This window comes from Kitasatospora sp. MMS16-BH015 (genome assembly GCF_002943525.1).
In the GTDB taxonomy this organism is placed as follows: domain Bacteria; phylum Actinomycetota; class Actinomycetes; order Streptomycetales; family Streptomycetaceae; genus Kitasatospora.
In genome coordinates this window covers 3599684-3622733 of the sequence record NZ_CP025394.1, presented here as the reverse complement: position 1 = coordinate 3622733, position 23050 = coordinate 3599684, and the positions used below count along the sequence as shown (strand labels likewise).

Sequence of the window (23050 nt, the reverse complement as noted above, 5' to 3'; positions counted from 1 at the left end):
CATGCCGATCCGCTGCCGCCCGGTCGGCACCACGGCGGGTACCGCCGGCCAGGGCCCGCGCCGGGTCGACGCCTACGAACTGGACGGCGGTGGCGGCCTGCGGGCCGTGGTCTGGACGTACGGCGCCACCCTGGCCGAGCTCTGGGTGCCGGACGGGGCCGGCGGCAGCGTCAACGTCGCCGTCGGCTTCCCCGACCTGGCCGGCTACGAGAGCTTGAAGAACCCCTACCTCGGCGCGACGCTCGGCCGCTTCTCGCGCAACGTCGGGCACGGCCGGTTCCGGCTCGACGGAGTCGAGTACCAGCTCGACCTCAACGACCGCGGGCACCACATGCACGGCGGCCGGGAGGGGTTCTCCCGCCTGGTGTGGGAGGCCGAGCCCGACCCGGCGACGATGTCGCTGACCCTGCGGCTGGTCAGCCCGGACGGCGACCAGGGCTACCCGGGCGAGCTGAGCGCGGAGACCGTGTACCGGCTGGGCGAGCACGGCATCGAGTTCGAGCACCGGGCCACCACCACCGCGCCCACCGTGGTCGACCTGACCAACCACACGTACTGGAACCTCGCGGGCGGGGGCACCATCGACGGGCACACGCTCCGCATCGGGGGCACGCGCGCGATCCGGTTCGGCGAGCGGATGGTGCCCGTCCCCGGGCCGCCCGAGCCGCTGCGCGGCACCGAGCACGACTTCACCCGCCCCCGGCCGCTGCGCGGCACCGCGATCGACCGCTTCTTCGTCCTGGACGGCCCGGTCGGGACGGTCGAGCTGGCCCACCCGGCCAGCGGGCGGGCGATGCGGGTGACGACCGACGCGCCCGGCACCGGCGTCTACACCGCGGACCGCTTCGCCCGTCCGCGCAGCGGGATCTGCCTGCAGACCAGCGCGCTGCCCGACGCGCCGAACCGGCCGGACTTCCCGTCGGTGCGACTGGACCCCGGGCAGGTCTACCGCAGTCGCACCGTGCACGAGTTCACGGCGGGCTGACCGCCGCACAGATCAGGAGGAACGATGAGACTCGGTGTTCAGATCAGGGACTTCACCTGGTCGGGCGGGCCCGCGCGGCTGGGGCCGCGGCTGGGCCGGGTGGCCGCCGAGGCGGACGCGGCGGGGTTCGCGTACATCTCGGTGGCCGACCACCTGTTCCAGGTCAGCTCCGTCGGCCCGCCGGAGGGCGAGATGCTGGAGGCGTACACCACGCTGGGCTTCCTGGCCGCCCACACCTCGCGGGCGAAGCTGATGACCCTGGTCACCGCCGTCACCCACCGGCACCCCGGCCTGCTCGCGAAGATCGTCAGCACCCTCGACGTGCTCTCCGGCGGCCGGGCCGTGCTCGGCATCGGCGCCGGCTGGAACGCCGAGGAGAACCACGGCCTGGGCCTGCCGTTCCCCCCGGTCGCGGAGCGGTTCGAGCGGCTGGAGGACACCCTGCGGCTGTGCCTGCGGATGTGGGGCGAGGGCGAGGAGCCGTTCGAGGGCACCCATGTGCACGCCGCCCGTACCCTCAACTCGCCGCAGCCGCTGAGCCGTCCGCACCCGCCGATCATGGTCGGCGGCATGGGCGAGCGGAAGACGCTGCGCCTGGTCGCCAAGTACGCCCAGGCGTGCAACCTCTTCCCCGGCCCGGACCTGCCGCGCAAGCTGGCCGTGCTGCGCGAGCACTGCGAACGCGAGGGCCGCGACTACGACACCATCGAGAAGAGCGCGTACTACGTGCTCGACCCGGGCCCGGACGGCCGTAACGTGCCCCGGATCCTCGACGAGCTGGGCGCCCTCGCGGAGCTCGGCATCGAGACGGCGATCGGCGGTGTGCCCGGCATCGAGAACCTCGAACCGCTGGCCCTGCTCGGTGAGCAGGTCGTGCCGGCCGTCAAGGGGATCTGACGTGGACGACCTCCGCTTCGGCGTCCACTCCGGGCAGCTGCACGGCAGCTTCGAGGCCTGCCTGAGGCTCTGGGAGCAGGCCGAGGACCTCGGCTACGACTGGATCTCGCTCTTCGACTTCCTGCGGCCGTGGGCGTTCGCCCCCGACTCGCCGTGCTTCGAGGGCAACACCCTGCTCGCCGCCCTGGCCGCCCGGACCCACCGGATCCGGTGCGCCATGCTGGTCTCGCCCGTCACCTGGCGCCACCCGGCGCTCACCGCCAACATCGCCGCCACGCTCGACCACGTGTCCGGCGGCCGGCTGGAGTTCGGCGTCGGCGCGGGCGGCACCGACCGCGGCTACGAGCAGTACGGCATCCCGTTCCCGGCGGCGCGCGAGCGCCTGGACATGCTGGACGAGGCCTGCACGGTCCTGCGCCGGCTGTGGACGGAGGACGAGACCTCCTTCGCCGGCCGGCACTTCCGGCTCGACCGGGCCTGTCTGGCGCCCAAGCCGCTCCAGCCGCACCTGCCGCTGATCGTCGGCGGGGACGGGGTGCGGCGCACTGTCGCCATCGCCGCCCGCCACGCCGACATCTGGAACGCGCTGCCGTTCTCCCCGGAGCTGTACCAGCGCAAGGCGGACGCCTTCGACGCCGCCTGCGCCACGATCGGCCGCGACCCCGGCGAGGTCCGCAAGTCCATCACCTTCCGCGCGGTGGTCACCCGCGACGAGGCCGAGACGGCCCGCCGGGCGGCGGCGGAGCTGGCGGACACGCCGGAGGCGCTGCGCGCCCAGTACATCAGCTTCGGGACGGTGGAGGAGTGCGTCGAGGCCCTGCGGCCGTATGTGCGGATGGGCGTGCGGGACTTCCTGCTGGCCGTCAAGGCACCGGTGGACTGGCAGACGCTCGAACTCGTCGCGACCCAGGTCGCGCCGGCGGTGCGGTCGCTGGCGCGGGCCGCCGCGCGGCGGTAGACCGCGACCAGGGCCTCCACGGACGGAGTGGTTCCGCCGTGGAGGCCCTGACTCGTCCGCGCCTGCCCTCAGGCCGTCTCGACCCGGTAGGTGGCGGCCAACTCCTCGACGACGTCCAGCAGTTCCGCCTCGGAATCGGCGCCGACGACCAGCAGAGCGCACCAGGCGGACGGGTGCGAGACCTCCACCGTGTCGCCCGCCCGGCGGTACACGGCGGCGTCGACCACGTTCGGATGGGCGAGCAGCTCCTCGCGGCTCGCGATGGCGGTGATGGTGCCGGAGCGGTCCGGCACCAGGCACAGGCAGCCGACCGACGCGAACGCGCCCTCGGTGAAGGCCAGGCCCGTGAGGTCGCCGTCCAGCAGTTCGTGCAGCGCCACCACGCCGCCGTGCACCCCGCCCCGCGCCGCCACCACCTCGGACACGTTGGCCCCGCCCACCCGCGAGGCGATCTCCGACACGACCAGCCGGCCGGACTCGTGCTCCCGGAACACCTCCAGGTGGGTCGCGCCGCGCTCCAGGCCGATCGCCTCGTTCAGCTGGACGTGCAACTTCCGCACCTGGTCGTACAGTTCATGGTGGTCCTGCTCCGCCAGCATGACCGAGCCGTGCGGCGTGTGCCCGACCCAGGCGCGCAGCCGCGGCGAGAAGTACCGGCTGATGTGGAAGATCCAGGGCGCACCCTCGCGCCACACGGCGTCCACGTGGAACTCCTCGCCGTCGATGAACTCCTCCGCGACCGCCTGCCGCGACACGAGCTCGGCCTCGGTCGAGTAGCCGGCCAGGATCTCCGCCAGCTCCTCCCGGTCGTGGACCTTGACCGTGGAGAGCGTGCCCCAGCCGCCGGCGGGCTTGAGGACGAGCGGGAAGCCGACGGCCTCCTCGATCGCGGCCGGGTCGGGCCGGTCGGTGACGTCGGGGATCGAGTACCACCGGGCGACCGGGAGCCCGGCCCGGGCGGCCAGCGCCTTGGTCACCCGCTTGTCGCGGGTGGCGAGTGCGAGGGCGGGGGAGAAGTGCTCCAGCCCGAGGAGGTGCGCCAGGTAGCCGGCGGCGTACTGGGTGAACTCGGCGAAGCTGACCACGCGGTCGATGCCCGTGCCACGGGTCAGCAGATCGCCCGCCACCGCGCTCAGCTCCTCCAGCGAGTCGTAGGAGGAGATCCGGTACACGCCCGCGAAGCGTTCCAGCGTCTTTGGCGGCAGCGCGCGGCAGCCCGCGGAGTCGTCCAGCACGGCGTACACCTCGTCGGCGTGCTCCAGCACCAGCTGGTGCAGGTTGTGGCGCAGCATGAGGACCTTCATCGGCCCGTCCCTTCCTCGGTCTTGTGGCAGTGGATGTCCAACTCGTGGCGCGCCGCCGGGTACCCGTGCAGTGCGGCGGTGACCTCGGCCGCGACCGCGACCCGCAGCCGCTCCGGCGTCAATCCGGCCAGGGCGGCGTCGATCTCGACGTCCCGCCACTCCGTCAGCGCCCGCAGATAGGGCACGACGAGCCGGTGCGCGATCGCCCGGACGCGGGTGAACACCTCGGGTGCGGAAGCCGACAGCGGCACGTGGTTGCCACGGGAGGCGCTCATCAGCGCGCCGCCGTCGACGCCCTCGACCAGGGGGGTGGTCAGCGTGATCTCCGGGTCGAGCCCCTCGGCCGCCATGACGTGGCGGCAGACGGCCATCGCGTCGGTCAGGTACCTGCCGCCGACCTCCAGGTCGGCCCCGACCTCGATCGAGTCCATCGCCTTCGCCGTCGCGTGCAGCAGCTGTGCCACCGTCGCGGGCTCCTCGTGCGACCACAGCGACAGCGGGACTCGGGCGGCCACCGCGAGCAGGCGCGGCAGGCGCAGGTCCGCGAGCCAGTCCGCGTTGTGCCGCACCCGGACGGAGCCGAAGTCGACGAAGGGGGCCACCTGTGCGCGGTACGCGGCGAAGTTCCGGTGGATCAGGTCGTCCGTCAGCCGCGGGACGCCGGCGACGGCCCCCGAAGCGTCGCCGGCCTTCGCCGTCACGTCGCCCAGGACGATGACCACCTCGTGTCCCATCCGGCGCAGCCGGTCCAGCACCAGCAGCGGTACCACGTTCCCGAGGTGGAACTCCGCACCGAACGGCTCCACGGTGAACTTGGCCACCAGCGGCCGGCCGGCGGTGGCGGCGGAGGCGATCCGCGCGGCCAGGGCGTCCGCCGACGGCTGGACCACGTCCGCGCGCTCGGCCAGCAGTGCCGCCTGCGCGTCGGGCGTCAGATCGGAGAGGCTCAGACCACGGCGGGCCGTGGTCAACGCGAGCAGCTCCCGCAGGTCCCCACCGCCGCGCAGCAGCGCGAGCACCTCCGCCACGGACCGGTCCAGTTCGGCCATCGTCCCTCCCCTTGGTCGCCGCATTCAAGCACCGGCGGAGCGACCGCGACCATCCGTTCGACCGCCTCCCGGAAGCAGTCGAACACCGTGTTCACCGGGCCTTTTGCCACCGTGGACACTGCCGGAGCCCGCCACGCATAGTGAGCCGCGAACGCCGGGGCCACACCCCGGCCTGCGGATTCCGACGGAGGTGGAGAGCGTGGAGCAGACCAAGGCCATCGGGGCCGGTGCACCCGCTGAGCTGGCCGGGCTGCCCCGGTGGTCGCGCGTCGTCGTGCGCTGTCCCAACGGCCCCCGACTCGCCGCGATCCTGACCGCGTGCTTCGACCTCTCCCTGGTGGCCGTACCGCTGCACCCCCGGACCCCGGACGCGGACCTCGCCGAGGCCGCGCGCCGCACGTCCGCCTCGCTCGTGATCGACGCCGCCGCCGGCGGTGACCCGCACGTGCGCGAGCTCGACGGCGACCCCGGCCACCCCGAGGCCGACGGACTCGCGTTCGTCATCTTCACCTCCGGCTCCACCGGCCGCCCCAAGGGCGTGCGGCTCTCCCGCGAGGCCGTGCTGGGCAACGCCCGCAAGGTCGCCGCGCTGCACCGCTTCGGCCCGGACCGCCCGCACGGCACCTGCCTGCCGCTCTTCCACGTCAACGCGCTGATGATGTCGCTGATGGGCACGCGCCTCGCCGACGCGCCGCTGATCCTCAGCGAGCGCTTCCACCCGCGCGAGTACTTCGCCCGACTCGCCGACGGCGGCGCCCGGACGGCGTCGATCGTGCCGGCGATGCTGCCGGAGCTGCTGGCGGACCCGCCGCCGTGGCCCGAGTCCCTGGACTACCTGATCACCGCCGCCGCGCCGCTCACCAGCGACCTCGCGGCCCGGTTCGCCCGCACCTACGGGCCCCGGCTGCGCCAGGGCTACGGCCTGAGCGAAGCGGTGAACTTCAGCTTCGTCACGCCCCTGCTGGACCCTTCGGAGTTCGCCCGCGAGTACGTCGAGGCCACACCCCCGGTCGGGCTGCCGCTCGCCGGCACCGAACTCTCCCTCAGGGACGGGGAGGTGTGGATCCGCACGGCGGACCGGATGTCCGGCTACTGGGAGGACCCGGCCGCGACGGCCGAGACGATCACGCCGGACGGCTGGCTGCGCACGGGCGACCTCGGCGAGCTGCGGCGCGGCCTGCTCGTGCTGCGCGGCCGGCGCAAGGAGGTCGTCAACCGGGGCGGCGAGAAGCACCACCCGGTGGACATCGAGCGGCAGTGGCGGGAGGCGGGCGTGCCCGGCACCTTCGCCGCCGTCCCGGTCGCACAGGACCCGCTGGGGCAGGAGATCGGCGCCGTGCTCGACGGCGCCACCCTCGACCAGCTCCTGCGCCTGGACGCCGTCCCGGCCCTGCGCCCCGCCGTCGTCGCGTCGGAGGGCTACCGCGCGACCTCCACCGGCAAGCCGCAGCGGCTCGCCATGGGCCGGGCGCTGGTGGCGGGCTATGAGAGCACGCACCGCTACGCCGCGCTGCTCGGCTACGCCCGCGAAGCCGCGCTCGCGCTCCTGGCCAGTCCGCACCGCCCGACCTGCGCCCGGGCCGGGCACATCCTCGCCCAGGCACGCGCCGTCGCCGCGCTGCCGCCGGTCGCCACGGACGGCCCCCGCAGCGTCGCCCACGACGCCCTCGACGCCTTTGTGGCGGCCTGGCCCGGACTCGCCGACGGCAGCGTGGACGGCTCGGCCCTGATGCGCAGTCACCCGGGTCTGTGGAAGCGGCTCATGACCGAGTGGCCGATGGGCGCCTACGCCGAACTGACCGCCCGAACGCTGCGGCAGGGCGGCCTGCTCGACGGACGGGTGCTCGAGGTCGGCACCGGCGTCGGCAACACCACCGCGCTGATCGCGGGCGAGGTGACGGGGGAGTTCTTCTGGTCCGACCGCGAACCGGCCCTGGTGGCCCGCGGGCAGTGGCCCGGCACCGGCCTGGTCTTCGACTTCGACCACGAGCCCCCCGCGGCACTGACCGGTCGCTTCGACACCGTCTTCGCCACCAACGCCGTGCACTGCGCCGCCGACAAGCCCGCGGCACTGCGGCACCTGCACTCACTGCTGGCCCCCGGCGGGAGGCTGGTCCTGGGTGAGGGCTCCAGCCCGGTGGCGGGTGCCCCCTGGGCGCTCGATTTCCTGTTCTGCGCGCTCGACGGGTGGTGGGACCGCGGCGGGTTCCTCACCCGAGCCGAATGGCTCCGCCTGCTCGCCGAGGCCGGCTTCACCGCGCTGGGCTTCTCCGCCCTGCGCGCGGGGCGGCACGACCTCGGCGGCGTGGTCTGGGGCCGCACCGAATCCCCGAACGACACAAGGAGGCCTGCCCAGTGAACGTCGCGACTGACGGCACCGGAGCCATGAAGTACCAGCCGGACGACGAGAACGAGGTGCACGACGTCGTCGGCTTCCGCGATCCGTCCCGGAACCGGGTGACCCCGGTCGTGCGGTTCCCGCCGGCCGTGGCGCTCGCCGTGGTCGAGGCACTGGCCGGGGTGGTGCGGCAGGCCCACCGGACGCCCGAGGCGACCACGGCCGACGCGGACGGCATAGTCCGCGCCCAGACCTTCGAGGAGGGCGACGTCTACATGCTCGCTCCTCCGTTCGACGGCTACTTCGCCGACCGCTACCTGATGGACTTCTTCGACGTCGAGGAACGGGACATCTGCTCCCGGATGCACCTGCACACCGGCCTCCGGTTCGTCCGGATGATGACCGGCCCGGGCACCCGGATCCGGGTCTCCAGCCTCTCGCCCTTCGTCATCGGCGAGGTCCCCGGCGTCACCCCGTTCACACCCCCCATGTTCGAGGACGACCTGCCCGGGACCCCGCCCGGCGTGACCCGGCGCCGCTACAACCTCGTCGTGCCGGAGAACTCGTGGGTGGACATGCAGGTCCCGCGCGGCACCTCGCACCAGTTCAACGCCATCGGCCCGCACGCGGTGATCGACTCGGTCCACCCGGAGGAGTCCGTCGAGACCTTCCGGGAGAGCATGAGCCGCTACCGCATGATGGCGCAGACGATCTTCCTGGCGGACGAGAAGTCGGACGCCTCCAGCTGCGTCGACCTGCCCGACACCGCCGTCCCGGCCGGCCCCACGGCCTGAACCACCCCACGGCCCGGGCCACTTCGCGTCGCCGTTCCGCCGCGTCGCCGTTCCGCCGTGTCGCGGTTCCGCTGTTCCGACGTGTCGCCGTTCCGTCCTGCCGCCGGGAGCGCGTGACCGCCTTCCGTCCCGAACCGCTCTCCCCCCCAAGCAACCTGACTATACGTCAGATGAAGGATGATCCGATGATCCGTCGGCACAGACCGCCGAGGGCGGCGGCCACGCTCGCCGTCGCCGCCGCCATGGCAGTGGCCCCCGGGGCCACTGCCTGGAGCGCACCGACCCTCCCCGCGCCCTCGACCGCCGCGACCGCCGACGGCGGCGCACCGGCCCCGGTCATCGTGATCCTCGGTGACCAGCTCCCGGGCACACCGGCCGACGCCGCCCACCTGAACACGCGCAGGCAGCAGGCCGTCTCCGCACAGGCCCCGCTGCTGGCCGCGGTCAAGGCCGCGGGCGGCACCGACGTCAAGAGCTTCGTGGTCGGCAACGCGTTCTCGGCGACGGTGAGCCCGGCGCTGCGTGCCCGGCTCGCCGCGAACCCGGCGGTCGCCTCGGTGGTCCCCGACCTGCCGGTCACGGTGACCCCGACGGCCCCCGCCGCGCCGAAGACCCCGACGGCCCCGGCCGCGACCGGGCGCACCGGGTTGCCGAAGGTCCTGTCCGCCCCGGTCCCGTCCGCCCCGGCTGCGGCCGCCGCGGACAGCGGGCCGTACGGCGGCGCGATCTGCCCGAGCGACCCGTCCCAGCCGCTCCTGGAGCCCGAGGCGCTCTACCTGACCCACACCGCGAGCACCTCGGACGCCCCCGGCGCGGACCGGATCGCGACCGGCAAGGGCGTCAAGGTCGCCTACATCGCGGACGGCCTCGACCCCGACCACCCGGACTTCATCCGGCCCGACGGCTCGCACGCGATCGTCGACCACCAGGACTTCTCGGGCGAGGGATGGGACGCGCCGAGCGGTGCGCTCGAAGCCTTCGGCGACGCCTCGGCGATGGTCGCGCAGGGCCGGGGGAGCTACGACCTGTCGAAGTTCGTCAACCCGGCCCACCCGCTGCCGGCCGGCTGCACCATCCGGATCCAGGGCGTGTCGCCGGACGCCTCGCTGGTCGCCCTGAAGGCCGCCGGCGCCGGCTCCTTCTCCAACTCGGCGATCCTCCAGGCGATCGACTACGCGGTCTCGGTGGCGCACGTGGACGTGCTGAACGAGTCGTTCGGCAGCAGCGTGACCCCGGACAGCGGCGCGCACGACACCATCTCGCTGTTCAACGCCCAGGCCGCCGCGGCCGGAGTGACCGTCACGGTCGCCAGCGGTGACTCCGGAGCCAACGGGACCATCGCCACGCCGGCCGCCGGCCCCGGGGTGATCACGGTCGGTGCCTCCACCGACGACCAGTCGTACCAGCAGACCGGCTTCGCGGCCGCGCCGTTCTCCAACGGGACCTGGGCGAACAACCGGATCTCGTCGATCTCCTCGGGCGGCTTCACCCAGGGCGGCCGGACCGTCGACCTGGTGGCCCCGGGGGAGACCGACTGGGCGCTGTGCAGCACCGACACCGACAAGTACGCCGGCTGCTTCGACTACAAGGGCGAGGCCAGTCCGATCCAGGCGTTCAGCGGCACCAGCCAGTCCGCGCCGCTGACCGCCGGTGCGGCGGCCGACGTGATCCAGGCCTACCGCGAGGGCCACCACGGCGCCTCGCCGGCCCCGGCCCTGGTCAAGGCGCTGCTCACCGGTACCGCCACCGACCTCGGCCTGCCCGCCCACGAGCAGGGCGCCGGTCTGCTGAACGTCCGGGCCGCCGTCGAGGCCGCCCGCGGCTACCAGGCCCCGGCCCGGATCGGCTCCACCGTCGTCGTCACCAGCGGCCAGGTGGACATCACCGGCGCCCCGGGCTCGACCCACACCGCGGACGTCACGGTGGCCAACACCGGCACCGGTCCGCAGACCGTCCGCGCGGCCACCCGTACCTTCGTCCCGGTGTCGGAGGAGCGGCAGACCGTGCCGCTGAACTCGGCCACCGACCCGGCCTTCACCTACGCCACCACGGGCGCCACCTGGGTGCACCACGACGTGACCATCACCGTCCCGCCCGGCGTGGACCGGCTGGCGACGTCGATAGCCTGGGCCGGAGGGGTGTACAGCCCCGGGAAGGTCACGCCGGTCGTCCGGATGACGCTGCTGGATCCGGCCGGACGCCTGGAGAACGCCACCCGACCGCAGGGCGGGCGGCTCTCGCCCAACTACGGCGCCGTGGACGTCCCGCACCCGGTCGCCGGCCAGTGGAAGGCGATCCTCTACACCCCGGCCGGCGACCGGGGCTTGACCGGCCCGGTCCAGCTGGCCACCTCGTTCGAGCGCGCGGTTGCGGCGGGCACCGTCACCCCGCAGGCCACCACGCTGGCGCCGGGGCAGACCAAGACCCTGCACGTGCGGCTGACCACGCCGACCACCAGCGGTGACAGCTCCGAGTCGGTCACCGTCACCGACTCGAACGGCCGCACCACCAGCGTGCCGGTCATCCTGCGCACCCTGGTCCCGGTCTCCGGCAGCACCGGGAGCTTCACCGGCACCGTCACCGGCGGCAACGGCCGCCCGGGCGCGCCGGCACAGAGCTTCACCTACGCCTTCGACGTGCCGAAGGGCCGCAAGGACCTCCGGGTCGGCCTGACGCTCGGCCAGGACCAGAAGGTCCTGCTGCAAGGCGTCCTGATCAGCCCGAACGGCACCCCGGTCGACGTCGAGAGCAACGCGCTGCTCGACGCGAAGAACACGTTCACCGGCACGGCGGCCGGCCTCTCGACCACCGCGATCACCCCGGCGGCCGGCCGCTGGCGCTTCGTGGTGCTGGTCGTCAACCCGGTCACCGGCGCCGAGCCGAGCCAGACCTTCAACGGCACCATCGGCCTGGACCAGGACCTCGCCGCGGCCCCCGGTCTGCCGAACAGCGGCACGGCCAAGCTGCCGGCCGGCCAGGCGACCACGGTGACGGTGACCTACACCAACAACACCGCGGCCGCCCAGCAGGTCCAGGCCGACGGCCGGCTGACCGGCAGGGTCGACCTGCCGCTGGTGCCGCAGGGCGGTTCCGGGGCGGTCGCACTGCCGCTGACCCCCGACACCCAGGCCCCCGGCTTCCTGATCCCGCCGGGCACCGACCGGCTGACGGCAGTCGCCGCCTCGAGCACCCCGGCCCAGCTGGAGATCACCGGCCCCACCGGCTCGCCCGACCTCTTCGGCAACCTCAAGCAGGCCCAGAAGGGCTCGACCACCTCGACCGCACAGAGCACGGGCTCGGCCGCCCAGCCGGTCGTCCCTGGCTTCTGGACCACCTACCTGGCCCAGATCGGCCCGTTCCCGACCACGGGCGCACCGGCCGGCACCTCCACCATCACCGCGACCGCGCACACCCTGGCCTTCGACCCGGCGCTGACCTCCAACACCGGCGACCCGTACGCCGCAGCCTTCAACGCCACCGCCCCGGCCACCACCCCGGTGACCGTCCAGCCCGGAGCCACCGGCTCGCTCCAGATCACCATCACCCCGACCGCCGCCAAGGGCACCACCGTCTCCGGCACCCTCTACCTGGTCACCGCCCCGGCAACCGCCTCCACCGGCAGCAGCCTGATCAGCACGACCGGCTCGGTCCTGGCAGCCATCCCCTACCGCTACAACATCACCTGACCTACCATCACCCCCAACCCCACCGAGGCTGCCCCTGATCACGCGGCCAAACCTCCAGTGCGCATGCCGTCAGAGCCCGAGAATCGAAGCTCGGTGGTGGTGCGCCGGTTCGCTGAGGGGCACTCGGTTTGGGAGCGCATGAGGCACTGATCGACACCTCGGCTCAAGCTGTCGAGCTGGTCAGTTGGTACCGCCGACGTGGATTGGCCATTCACGAGTCAGACTCGTGAATGGTTACGAGATCCCGTCCGATCCCTGTGATCGGGCGGGATCTTTGCGTTGCGGAGGCTTGTTCGAGGCGGCGCGCGAACCCGGTGGGCCTTCGCGGCTGAAATCCGGTGGCTCAGGCGGCGGTTCGGGGAGGTCAGGTGCCCGCGAGAGTTGGCGTCCCCACGGGGAGTGGAGTTCCGGCAAGACGCCCTTGGCCGACGTGGTGCTCCCCTCGGTCCCCTCCAACAGCAGCCCCAGAGCAAAAGCCCATCCGCAACTCACGCGCTCGGTCGGTGGTCAGGGCCCCGGCACTGCACCGTTCCGATCGGTCGGCGGCACAAGGGAATCGGCGGAGCGGGGCCGCTGACTCAGCCGCCGTTCGTCCCGAGAAGACTCTGGCGTGCCCTGGTCAACTGCCGTGCGCCTTTGTTAGGTTGAGCCGGAACCGACCATCGGCCACCCCCCGTCCGGCCGTAGCGGTCATCTCTCTGATCCGCTTACACCGTTTGGGAGAGTCATGCGCAAATTCGGAGTGCGGCGCGCCGCGATCGCGGGCGTCGTCGCCCTTGCCGCCGCTGCGGCGCCCGGTGTCGCGTTCGGCGTTCAGGAGCAGCCCTCGTCGACGGCTGCCGGGGGCGACGCGTTCTACACCTACGACGGCAGCAAGCCGCTGTCCTCGTACATGCCCGGGGACGTGCTCAAGGTCCGGACGCTGCCGTACCACGTCCTGGGTATCGTGACACCCCTCCAGGCGACGCAGCTGCTCTACCGCACCACCGACGAGCAGGGCCACCCGTCCGCAGGCGTGACCTCCGTGCTGCGCAGCCCTGGCGGCGACGGCCACCGAGTCGTGTCGTACCAGTCGTTCTACGACTCGCTCGACCCCGAAGACGGTCCGTCCCGGGCGGTCGCGGGCAACGTCAAGCTGCCCGGCGGCTTGATCGCGAACGGAGAGTCCACGCTCGTGGCGTCGCTCCTGCTGTCAGGCTACGAGGTCGTCCTCCCTGACACCGAGGGGCAGGCCGCCCACCTCACGGCCTCCCGCGAGTACGGGTACAACACGCTGGACTCCCTGCGTGCCGCTTCCAGCGCGGCGTCGAGGACCGGCATCAGCCCCGACGCGCGCTTCGGCCTCATGGGCTACTCCGGCGGCGCCGTCGCGACCAACTGGGCCGCCTCCCTCGCCCCCCAGTACGCTCCCGACATCAACAAGCGCCTGGTGGGATACGCCGAGGGCGGGCTGCTCGTGAAGCCCTCGCACATCCTCAGGTACATCCAAGGCAGTCAGGTGTGGTCCGGGCTCATCCCGGAGTTGCTCATCGGGCAAGCGCGTTCGTACGACCTCGACCTCGAGAAGTACCTGAACGACTACGGCAAGCAGCTGGTCGACGAGCTTCAGCACTCCTCGATCGCCGACGCGCTGGGCCACTACCCCGGTCTGACGTGGAAGCAGATGGCGAAGCCGGAGTACGCGAACCCAGATTCCGTACCCGAGCTCGTCGAGGCGGTCAACAAGACCAATCTCGGCCTGGCACCGACCCCGACCGTCCCCGGCTACATCGGCCAGGGCAACGCCGGCTTTCTCGAGGGAACCACGGGCAACATCGCGGGCATCGGTTCTGGCGACGGCGTCGCGGTCGCCGGGGACACACGGGCGCTGGCGCGGAAGTACTGCGCCGAGGGCGGCGCCGCGGTCTGGTACCAGCAGTACGACGCCCTCAGCCACTTGACCGCACCCATGGCCACGGTGCCCACCGCGCTCGCCTGGCTGCGCGCCCGGTTCGCCGGCGAGGAGGCCCCGTCCTCCTGCGGCAGCATCGCCGAGGGCAACTCACTTGCGGCTGACGAGACGGTCCCCGCCGGATGAGGACCTGACGGTGGCCGCAGCGGACTTCGCCAAGACTGTCTAGAGGCCACCTCTGGCACCGGACCCGGAATACGGGAAACGATCACCAGGGACACGGGAGGCGACCTTCGAAGGCTCGCGACGGCACAGGTCAACCCCAGTCGTGAACACCCGAGTCAGATGGGGATTCGGGCCTACCGGCTGAGAGCGTGGGCCGCGTCCCGGCGAGCGATGTCGATTGCCTCGTCGAGGCATTCCGGGGCACGTCCGCCGGCGCTGGCGACCGAGCCCTTGCCGTCAGTGCCGCCGCCGACCAAGCGGGCAGCGGTGGTGAGGATCGGACTGGCTTGGGCGCCGGTGTTGTGGAGGCCCTGGGTGATGGCAGCAGCGAGGAGGGCCTTGCCGTCGTGCTCGGTGCCGAGGACGACGACGGCGTGCTCGCCGTTGAGGAGGTCGGCGGTGTTGGCCGCCAGGGTGCGGAGTTCGCTGGGGTCGAGGTCGGTCAACGCCGAGGGGAGTGGGAGGCCTGGGCCTTCGCCAACTGGTACCCCGGCGCGTTCCGCTACCCCTCGTTCTGGGAACTCATGGTCGACCTGCTCAAGTCCGATCACCCGGACGCGGACTGGGGCCGATTGGGCCTGTGACCGAGCTCTGCCCGGTCTGGCTGCGTGTGGGGCCGGTGTCGGTCGGGGTGGGGCTGAACCGGTGTCAGTGCAGGTCGGCGGTGAACGGGTGCGTGTGGTCGGTCGGGCAGGTGAAGATCCGCAGGTCGCCCCAGCGGCCGACGACGAGATCCGTCACGTCGTCACTGGCGATCGTGAGGAGGAGGGTCGTCTGGTCCCCGCAGGTCCGGCACGCGGGCGTGCCGGGTGAGCTGAGGTGCCAGGTCGGCCAGCCGCCGAGCTTCCAGCCGGCGACCCGGGTGATCACGTCCTTGCCCTCGGGGTCGGTGTCCCGCACCAGTTGCTGGAGGGCGGGTCGTAGCTCGGGCGGCAGCTCCTCGCGGTAGGGGAAGTCGGTGAGGCGCTCCACCGAGAAGACGCACGGCTCCGGCAGGTACTCCTCCTCGTAGCGCTCCGACGGCTCCGGTGGGCCGGCCACCGCCACGCCGAGGAGCTCGGCGCTGCGCCGCCAGCGCAGTTCGACCACCGGGCTCACGTCGGCCTGGCCGGCCGGAGGGTCCCAGTGCTCGACGGGGCACCAGAGCACCTGCAGCAGATCCACCCCGTCCGGCCACCAGGGCCCGGGCACGTCACGGGCGTGGACCTGGGCCAGCGGCACCATCGCGGGGTACCCGTCCGGTCCTCCGTCCTCCTGGACCGGACACCTGGGCCACGGCTCGTCGGCCGGCCACCGCAGTGGGCCGCCGATCGAACTGTCACCGACCCCGGGCTCGCCGCGCTCGGGGCGCAGCCGGGCAGCCTCGCGGCCGTACGGCGCGAGCTCCGGCAGGCGCGCCAGGATCTCCTCTACGGAGGGGCGCTGATGATCCACCGTCGAACCTCCGAGTCCCGGGCCGCGGGCGAGCCGTGCACACGCTGTCGCCCGCTGCCGACCGCAGACTCAGGGCCAGACCAGGCAGTACAGCTGGTGCCCGGCGTCGTGCAGCCGGTTCGCGAAGTCCTGCCACTCGTGGAGCATCGTGTAGATGACGAAGGCGTCCCGGGGGCCGCGGCGGTCGGGGACGGTGGACCAGATGAAGGCGGCGGCGCCGAGTTCGGTTTCGTCGGCCTTGCGGAGGGGCTCGACCACGGTGTGGGGGAGCTGGACGACCGCGTAGTCGGGGTGGAGGACGACGAGCTCCAGGGGCGGGACCTGGTGGAGGGGGACGCCGGTGATGCCGGTGAGGACCATGGCGCTCATGGTCTCCGGTTTGATCTTGGTGGAGAGGTGGCCGTTGCCGGAGCCGCTGGTCTCCATCAGGTCGCCCAGGCGACCGAGGGTGCCGAGCTCGCCCGCGTCGAGGCCGAGGCCGCCGGGGCCGAGCGCGGTGGGGACTCTCGCGGCGGTGGCCCGGTCGGGTGCGCCGAAGTACTTGTAGGTCACCCCCACGCGTCCTTCACCCCGCCTTCCCCTGCCCGCACCAGCACCCCCGCCAGCAGCCCCGGTGGGCCGACGGGAAGTACCCGCGGCCTCCTCGAAGCCGTCCTGCGCCTCGGACACTCGGACCATCCTCACCGGAATTCGCCGGAATCGACAGACCCCCGCACGCTCGGTGTCCCTCCGAACGTGCCCATTACCCCGTCTCGTGCAGGTGTAACACGCCAAGGTGGCACACCTGCCCGGCCACCGTGCCGCCACCACGCACCGCAACCGCCCACGGACAGTCTGACTGATCCGTCAAGCGGATGAGAACAAGCCGTGGGGAAGGCGAGCGCAAGCAGCGGGCGGGCAGCACGACAGTACTCGGATCATCGTTCCAGATGTTCGGGTCCGACATGCGGAGGTCAAGGACACGATTTGAGACCATGTGCGGGTGACGAACCCCAAGAGCTACCCGTACGAGGCCCCGCAGTCCCAGTCGCTGTTCGACCGAGCCTCGGTCGTGACCCCCGGCGGCGTGAACTCCCCGGTGCGCGCCTTCCGCGCCGTCGGCGGCACCCCCCGCTTCATGGTCTCCGGCAACGGCCCCTACCTGACCGACGCCGACGGCCGGGAGTACGTCGACCTGGTGTGCTCCTGGGGCCCGATGCTGCTGGGCCACGCCCACCCGGCCGTGATCGAGGCCGTCCAGCAGGCCGTCTCCCGCGGCACCTCCTTCGGCACGCCCGGCCAGGGCGAGGTCGAGCTGGCCGAGGAGATCGTGGCCCGGATCGCCCCGGTCGAGCAGGTGCGACTGGTCTCCAGCGGCACCGAGGCCACCATGTCGGCGATCCGGCTGGCCCGCGGCTTCACCGGCCGGGCCAAGATCGTGAAGTTCGCCGGCTGCTACCACGGCCACGTGGACGCCCTGCTGGCCGCCGCCGGCTCCGGCGTGGCCACCTTCGGCCTGCCCGACACCCCGGGCGTGACCGGCGCCCAGGCCGGCGACACCATCGTGCTGCCGTACAACGACCTCAACGCCGTCCGCGAGGCGTTCGCGGCGCACCCCGGCCAGATCGCCTGTGTGATCACCGAGGCGAGCCCCGGCAACATGGGCGTCGTCCCGCCGCTGCCCGGCTTCAACAAGGGCCTGGCCGAGCTCTGCAAGGCCGACGGCGCGCTGTTCATCAGCGACGAGGTGATGACCGGCTTCCGCGTCTCCAAGGCCGGCTGGTACGGCCTGGAGGCCGCGCACGAGGGCTGGGCCCCCGACCTGCTCACCTTCGGCAAGGTGATGGGCGGCGGCTTTCCGGCCGCGGCCTTCGGCGGGCGGGCCGACGTGATGGGCCACCTCGCCCCGGCCGGCCCGGTCTACCAGGCGGGCACCCTCTCCGGTAACCCGATCGCCACCGCCGCCGGCCTCGCCCAGCTGCGCCACTGCACCGACGAGGCGTACGCCACCGTCGACCGCGTCTCGGCCGAGATCTCCGGCCTGGTCACCGCCGCGCTGACCAAGGAGGGCGTGACCCACCGCCTGCAGACCGCGGGCAACATGTTCTCGGTCTTCTTCACCGAGGCGCCCGTCACCAACTACGACGAGGCCCGCACCCAGGAGGGGTTCCGCTTCAACGCCTTCTTCCACAGCCTGCTCAGCCAGGGCGTCTACCTGCCGCCCTCCGCCTTCGAGTCCTGGTTCGTCTCGGCCGCGCACGACGAGCGCGCGATCGAGTGGATCGCCGCCGCCCTGCCCGCCGCCGCCCAGGCCGCCGCCCAGGCCACCGACCTGCCCAAGGGGGAGTCCAAGTGAGCGAGACCACCGTCGTCCACCTGATGCGGCACGGCGAGGTGCACAACCCGGAGGGCATCCTCTACGGGCGCCTGCCGGGCTACCACCTCTCCGAGCTCGGCCGGGAGATGGCCGACCGGGTCGCCGACCACCTGGCCGGGCGCGACATCACGTATGTGGTCGCCTCCCCGCTGGAGCGCGCCCAGGAGACGGCCGCGCCGATCGGCAAGAGCCACGGCCTGGAGATCGCCGCCGACGAGCGGCTGATCGAGGCCGACAACATCTTCCAGGGCAAGACCTTCGGCGTCGGCGACGGCTCGCTGAAGAACCCGGGGTACTGGCGCTACCTCACCAACCCGTTCAAGCCCTCCTGGGGCGAGCCGTACCTCGAGCAGGCGGTGCGGATGATGGCCGCGCTCGCGGCGGCGCGCGACGCGGCCCGGGGGCACGAGGCGGTCTGCGTGAGCCACCAGCTGCCGATCTGGACGGTGCGCTCCTTCGCCGAGAAGCGCCGGCTCTGGCACGACCCGCGCAACCGGCAGTGCTCGCTGGCCTCCCTCACCAGCTTCACCTACGAGGGCGACAAGCTCGTCTCGGTCGGCTACTCCGAGCCCGCCCGCGACCTGCTGCCGGCCCACCTGATCGGCAAGGGCAAGAAGGGCGACAAGCCGGTCGGCAAGAGCTTCGGGGCGTAACGGCGGCCCCGCCGGGACCCTACGGGACATAAACGGATCATAAGTACGATCGCCGCAGGTCAGAGGGGGTCCGACCGACAAGGCCGGACCCCCCTCCGAGGGCCTGAAGTCCCATGCGAAACTTTTCACATGTCTGGGACCAATCGCCGCCGCACCGCCCTGCTCGCCGTGGTCGCGGCCACCGCCGCGCTGACCCTCGGTGCCTGTTCCTCGGGCGCCTCCGGCGGTGGCGGGCAGACCGGTTTCATCACCGGCAAGGGCGGCCTCGACACCACCACGGCCGGCCACCGGCAGGACGCTCCGGAGATCGGCGGCGCCACCCTGGACGGCGGCAAGGCGGCCCTGGCCGACTACAAGGGCAAGGTCGTGGTGCTCAACGTCTGGGGCTCCTGGTGCGGCCCGTGCCGGGCCGAGGCCAAGGGTCTGGAAGAGGTCGCGCAGAAGTACCAGGGCCAGGGCGTGCAGTTCCTCGGCATCAACACCCGGGACACCGACCCGGGCAACGCGATCGCCTTCGAGAAGAACTTCGGCATCACCTACCCGAGCCTGTACGACCCGGACGGCACCCAGATCCTCAAGTTCCCCAAGGGCAGCCTCAACCCGCAGGCCATCCCCTCCACCATCGTGGTCGACCGGGACGGCAAGCTGGCCGCCCGTTCGCTCCGGGCGCTCTCCTCGGAGGACCTGGAGAACCTGCTCAAGCCGATCGTCGCCGAGAAGCAGCAGTGAGCGGCGCACTCCTCGCCGGCCAGGCCGCCTCCCTGGCAGACGGTGCGAGCGTCGTCAGCAGCGGGGCGATCCTGCTGGCCGTCCCGGTGGCGCTGGCCGCCGGGCTGGTCTCCTTCTTCTCGCCCTGCGTGCTGCCGCTGGTGCCCGGCTACCTGAGCTACATCACCGGCTTCTCCGCCGCCGACCTCGCCGACGCCAAGGGCGCCAAGCGCGGGCGGATGCTGCTCGGCTCGGTGCTGTTCATGCTCGGCTTCACCGCCGTCTTCGTCTCCGGCGGCGCGCTCTTCGGCTACTTCGGCATGACCCTGCAGGAGCACAAGCAGGTCATCAGCGTGGTCCTCGGGCTGCTCACCATCCTGCTGGGCCTGGCCTTCATGGGCCTGGTGCCCGGCCTGAGCATGCGTGAGTTCCGCACCCACCGGCGCCCCACCGTGGGCCTGGCCGGGGCGCCGCTGCTCGGCATCGTCTTCGGCGTGGGCTGGACCCCGTGCATGGGCCCGACCCTCGGGGCGATCCAGGGGCTGGCCTGGAACCAGGCCGACCCGGCGCGCGGCGCGCTGCTGATGGTCTTCTACTGCCTCGGGCTCGGCGTACCGTTCATCCTGGCCGCGCTCGCGTTCCGCCGTGCGCTCGGCGCGTTCGGCTGGATCAAGCAGCACTACCAGTGGGTGATGCGGATCGGGGGCGGCATGCTGGTCGCCGTCGGCCTGCTGCTCGTCACGGGGGCCTGGGACGCGATGATCAGCCAGCTGCAGAGCACCTTCGCCTCCACCTCGATCGGAATCTGACCGTGAGCGACACCCGCACCCGCCCCCCGGAGGACGCGCCGGACGCCGAACCCGGCGCCCGCCCGGCGGCTGACGAGCTCTCGGCCGAGCGGCTGAGCAGCGCGCCGGTGGAGAGCGACGGCCCCGCCGGGATAGGCGTGCTCGGCTGGCTCCGCTGGATCTGGCGGCAGCTCACCTCGATGCGGGTCGCGCTGATCCTGCTGTTCATGCTCTCGCTGGCCGCCATCCCCGGCTCGCTGATCCCGCAGAACAGCCAGAACAGCTTCAAGGTCGACACCTGGAAGCAGGCCCACAAGGGCATCACCCCGCTCTACGAGAAGCTCCAGCTGTTCGACGTCTACAGCTCGGTCTGGTTCTCGGCGATCTACCTGCTGCTCTTCATCTCGCTGGCGGGCTGCATCGTCCCGCGCACCTGGCAGTTCGTCGGCGTGCTGCGGGCCCAGCCCCCGGCCGCCCCCGGCACCCTGACCCGGATGCCGGTCTACGCAGCCTGGCACACCGGCGCCGATGCCAAGGCGGTCAACACCGCCGCGTACCAGCACCTGAAGAAGCGCGGCTTCCGCAGCCACCTGGGCGGGGGCGCCGTCTCGGCCGAGAAGGGCTACCTGCGCGAGGTCGGCAACCTGCTCTTCCACTTCTCGCTGTTCGCCCTGGTGGCCGGCTTCGGCTGGGCCGCCCTGGCCAGCGGCCAGGGCGGCAAGCTGGTGATCGAGGGCCAGGGCTACTCGAACACCATGACCCAGCTGGACGACTTCACCGGCTCGGCCTTCTACACCCCCGAGGACCTGGACGCCTTCGGCTTCAAGCTGGACGGCTTCACCGCCAGGTACCAGACCACCGGCGACCAGATCGGCAGCGCCCGGCAGTTCACCGCGCACATCCGTTACTGGACGGGCGACGACAGCTCGAAGACCACCAAGGGCGACATCGAGGTCAACCACCCGTTGGAGATCGGCGGCAGCAAGGTCTTCCTGATCGGCCACGGCTACGCCCCGGTCGTCACGGTCAAGAACGCGGCCGGCCAGAAGGTGTACACCGGCCCGACGGCCTTCCTGCCGCAGGACGCCAACCTCACCTCGACCGGCGTGATCAAGGTCAACGACTACGGTGAGAAGGACGGCAAGAAGACCCAGCTGGCGCTGAACGGCTACTTCCTGCCCACCGCCCCGGCCAGCTTCGACAAGACCGGCCCGATCTCGCTCTTCCCGGACGCGGCCGACCCCGCGCTGGTGCTCCGGGCCTTCGCCGGTGACCTGCGCACCGACTCGGGTCTGCCGCAGAACGTCTACCAGCTCGACCCCAAGGGCGTCACCCAGCTCACGGTCAACGGCCAGCCCGCGATCGTGAAGCTCAAGCCGGGCCAGGGCTGGACCCTGCCGGACGGCTACGGCTCGGTGACCTTCGAGGGGTACCAGCAGTGGGCCAGCTTCACCGTCTCGCACCGCCCGGGCAACGCGGTGGCGCTCACCGGCGCCGTCTGCGCGATCCTCGGCCTGATCGGCTCGCTCTTCGTGCAGCGCCGCCGGATCTGGATCCGGGCCACCGCCACGCCGGACGGCCGCACCCTGGTCGAGGTGGCCGGCCTGGCCCGCAGCGAGTCGGCGAAGATCGCCGAGGAGCTGGCCGAGATCGCCGTCGACCTCCAGGCGGAGGCGCCGGCGCTCGACGAGGACAGCTCGGCAGACAGCCCCGCAGCACCCACCGCAACTGACCCTGCCCGCCCCGCTGACCAGCAAGCCAAGGAGTAGACGGTGCCTCTCGCCGCCGCCGGGGTCGACCTGCAACTGGCCGACCTGTCCAACAAGCTGATCTACGCGGCGATGGCCGTGTACCTGCTCGCCATGTTCGCCCACATCTTCGAGTGGACCTTCGGCAGCAAGGGCGCCATCGCCGTCCGCTCCACCGAACAGGCCACCCTGGCCGAGACGGTGGCCGCCGCCCAGGCCTCCGAAGGCGCTCGCAAGGTGACCGTCACGGTCGCCGCGGCCGGTGGCGGCACCACCACGCTGACCCGCACGGCGCTGGCCGACGCGGGCGCCACCGTGGTCACCAGCGGCCGCGGTGAGGACGATCGGCCCGACGGCCCGGGCGCGGCGGGCGACAGCGAGAAGGGTGACCTCGCGGGGCGGATCGCCATCTCGCTGACCGTCCTGGGCGCGCTGCTGCACCTGGGCGGCGTGGTCACCCGCGGCCTGTCGGTCAACCGGCCGCCGTGGGGCAACATGTACGAGTTCTCCTGCGCCTTCGGCCTCACGATGGTGCTGGTGTACCTCGGCCTGCTGCTCGCCAAGAAGAACGTCCGCTGGCTCGGCCTGCCGGTCACCGTCGCCGTGGTGCTGACCCTCGGCCTCGCGGTCAGCGTGCTCTACACCGCCTCCGAGCAGCTCGTGCCCGCCCTGCACTCGTACTGGCTGGCCATCCACGTCTCCGCCGCGATCATCTGCGGTGGCGCGCTCTACGCCGGCTTCGTCGCCACCGTGCTCTACCTGGGCAAGGACTCCTACGACCGCCGGATCGCGGCGGGCCTGACCACCGGTCCGCTCGGCACCTCGGCCTCGATCTGGCAGCGGCTGCCTGCCGCCTCCTCGCTGGACAAGCTCTCGTACCGGATCAACGCGGTGGTCTTCCCGCTCTGGACCTTCACCATCATCGCGGGCGCGATCTGGGCCGAGGCGGCCTGGGGCAAGTACTGGGAGTGGGACCCGAAGGAGACCTGGTCCTTCATCACCTGGGTGGTCTACGCCGCCTACCTGCACGCCCGTGCCACCGCCGGGTGGAAGGGCCGCAAGGCCGCGTACCTGGTCCTGCTGGCCTTCGCCTGCTACCTGTTCAACTACTACGGCGTCAACATCTTCGTCACCGGCAAGCACTCGTACGCGGGTGTCGGCTGAGGGCCGACCTGACGAAAGACCGGCTCCAGTCGGCGTAGTCCCGAGGCGCGAGGTTTCGGGACACGCCCGGCG

18 protein-coding genes are annotated in these 23050 nt (G+C 72.2%); 13 read left to right on the top strand and 5 right to left on the bottom strand.

Features of this window, described 5'->3' with window-relative positions:
* Position 1: 1 nt before the first annotated feature.
* Genes CFP65_RS15645 through CFP65_RS15635 form a run of 3 tightly spaced genes read left to right on the top strand, consistent with a single transcriptional unit; the run spans position 2 to position 2840 of the window.
* Complete coding sequence (locus tag CFP65_RS15645) at positions 2–985, top strand: aldose epimerase family protein (RefSeq protein WP_104816674.1); 984 nt, start codon at positions 2–4, stop codon at positions 983–985.
* Between the two features lie 24 nt (positions 986–1009).
* Positions 1010–1882, top strand: coding sequence for an LLM class F420-dependent oxidoreductase (locus CFP65_RS15640; RefSeq protein WP_104816673.1), 873 nt, complete (start codon positions 1010–1012; stop codon positions 1880–1882).
* A gap of 1 nt (position 1883) precedes the next feature.
* Positions 1884–2840, top strand: a complete 957-nt coding sequence (locus tag CFP65_RS15635; protein ID WP_104816672.1) for an LLM class flavin-dependent oxidoreductase — start codon at positions 1884–1886, stop codon at positions 2838–2840.
* Positions 2841–2908: 68 nt separating this feature from the next.
* Here CFP65_RS15635 and CFP65_RS15630 read toward each other — a convergent pair whose 3' ends face one another.
* Both CFP65_RS15630 and CFP65_RS15625 read right to left on the bottom strand, forming a co-directional pair.
* A complete protein-coding gene (locus tag CFP65_RS15630) occupies positions 2909–4144 on the bottom strand; it encodes an ATP-grasp domain-containing protein (protein WP_104816671.1) in 1236 nt (411 codons plus the stop codon).
* Positions 4141–5193 carry a tyrosine--tRNA ligase gene (locus CFP65_RS15625; protein ID WP_158702186.1) on the bottom strand — a complete coding sequence of 351 codons (1053 nt, stop codon included), beginning with the start codon at positions 5191–5193 and terminating at the stop codon, positions 4141–4143. The genes CFP65_RS15630 and CFP65_RS15625 overlap by 4 nt, the downstream gene beginning before the upstream one ends.
* 199 nt (positions 5194–5392) lie before the next feature.
* On the opposite strand from CFP65_RS15625, the gene CFP65_RS15620 reads away from it, so the two are divergent.
* From CFP65_RS15620 to CFP65_RS15605, 4 genes are all read left to right on the top strand, one after another.
* Complete coding sequence (locus tag CFP65_RS15620) at positions 5393–7552, top strand: AMP-binding protein (protein ID WP_158702185.1); 2160 nt, start codon at positions 5393–5395, stop codon at positions 7550–7552.
* Positions 7549–8325 carry a hypothetical protein gene (locus tag CFP65_RS15615; RefSeq protein WP_254552408.1) on the top strand — a complete coding sequence of 259 codons (777 nt, stop codon included), beginning with the start codon at positions 7549–7551 and terminating at the stop codon, positions 8323–8325. Before CFP65_RS15620 ends, CFP65_RS15615 begins: the two co-directional genes overlap by 4 nt.
* 185 nt (positions 8326–8510) lie before the next feature.
* Positions 8511–12011 carry a S8 family serine peptidase gene (locus CFP65_RS15610; protein WP_104816669.1) on the top strand — a complete coding sequence of 1167 codons (3501 nt, stop codon included), beginning with the start codon at positions 8511–8513 and terminating at the stop codon, positions 12009–12011.
* A gap of 727 nt (positions 12012–12738) precedes the next feature.
* Positions 12739–14088, top strand: a complete 1350-nt coding sequence (locus CFP65_RS15605) for a lipase family protein (RefSeq protein ID WP_104816668.1) — start codon at positions 12739–12741, stop codon at positions 14086–14088.
* A gap of 173 nt (positions 14089–14261) precedes the next feature.
* Here the strand turns inward: CFP65_RS15605 and CFP65_RS15600 are convergent, their stop codons facing one another.
* The 3 genes from CFP65_RS15600 to CFP65_RS15590 all read right to left on the bottom strand — a co-directional run bounded on the left by CFP65_RS15600 (position 14262) and on the right by CFP65_RS15590 (position 16113).
* Positions 14262–14573, bottom strand: a complete 312-nt coding sequence (locus tag CFP65_RS15600) for a DHHA1 domain-containing protein (RefSeq protein ID WP_158702184.1) — start codon at positions 14571–14573, stop codon at positions 14262–14264.
* 202 nt (positions 14574–14775) lie between these two features.
* Positions 14776–15561, bottom strand: coding sequence for a hypothetical protein (locus CFP65_RS15595; protein WP_254552407.1), 786 nt, complete (start codon positions 15559–15561; stop codon positions 14776–14778).
* Positions 15562–15630: 69 nt separating this feature from the next.
* Entirely contained in the window at positions 15631–16113 is a 483-nt protein-coding gene (locus CFP65_RS15590; protein ID WP_371682420.1) for a hypothetical protein, read from the bottom strand.
* A 430-nt stretch (positions 16114–16543) separates the two neighbouring features.
* Here CFP65_RS15590 and hemL point away from each other — a divergent pair, with 430 nt between their 5' ends.
* The 6 genes from hemL (at position 16544) to ccsB (ending at position 22978) form a co-directional block, all read left to right on the top strand.
* Complete coding sequence (hemL, locus tag CFP65_RS15585; RefSeq protein ID WP_104820900.1) at positions 16544–17896, top strand: glutamate-1-semialdehyde 2,1-aminomutase; 1353 nt, start codon at positions 16544–16546, stop codon at positions 17894–17896.
* A gap of 23 nt (positions 17897–17919) precedes the next feature.
* Complete coding sequence (locus CFP65_RS15580; RefSeq protein WP_104820899.1) at positions 17920–18570, top strand: histidine phosphatase family protein; 651 nt, start codon at positions 17920–17922, stop codon at positions 18568–18570.
* Positions 18571–18699: 129 nt separating this feature from the next.
* Complete coding sequence (locus tag CFP65_RS15575) at positions 18700–19299, top strand: TlpA disulfide reductase family protein (RefSeq protein ID WP_104816665.1); 600 nt, start codon at positions 18700–18702, stop codon at positions 19297–19299.
* The gene (locus CFP65_RS15570) at positions 19296–20087 is read left to right on the top strand and encodes a cytochrome c biogenesis CcdA family protein (protein ID WP_104816664.1); all 792 of its coding nucleotides are present in this window, start codon (positions 19296–19298) and stop codon (positions 20085–20087) included. Before CFP65_RS15575 ends, CFP65_RS15570 begins: the two co-directional genes overlap by 4 nt.
* 2 nt (positions 20088–20089) lie before the next feature.
* Complete coding sequence (locus CFP65_RS15565) at positions 20090–21835, top strand: cytochrome c biogenesis protein ResB (protein ID WP_104816663.1); 1746 nt, start codon at positions 20090–20092, stop codon at positions 21833–21835.
* Positions 21836–21838: 3 nt separating this feature from the next.
* Complete coding sequence (gene ccsB, locus CFP65_RS15560; RefSeq protein WP_254552406.1) at positions 21839–22978, top strand: c-type cytochrome biogenesis protein CcsB; 1140 nt, start codon at positions 21839–21841, stop codon at positions 22976–22978.
* Positions 22979–23050: the final 72 nt, after the last annotated feature.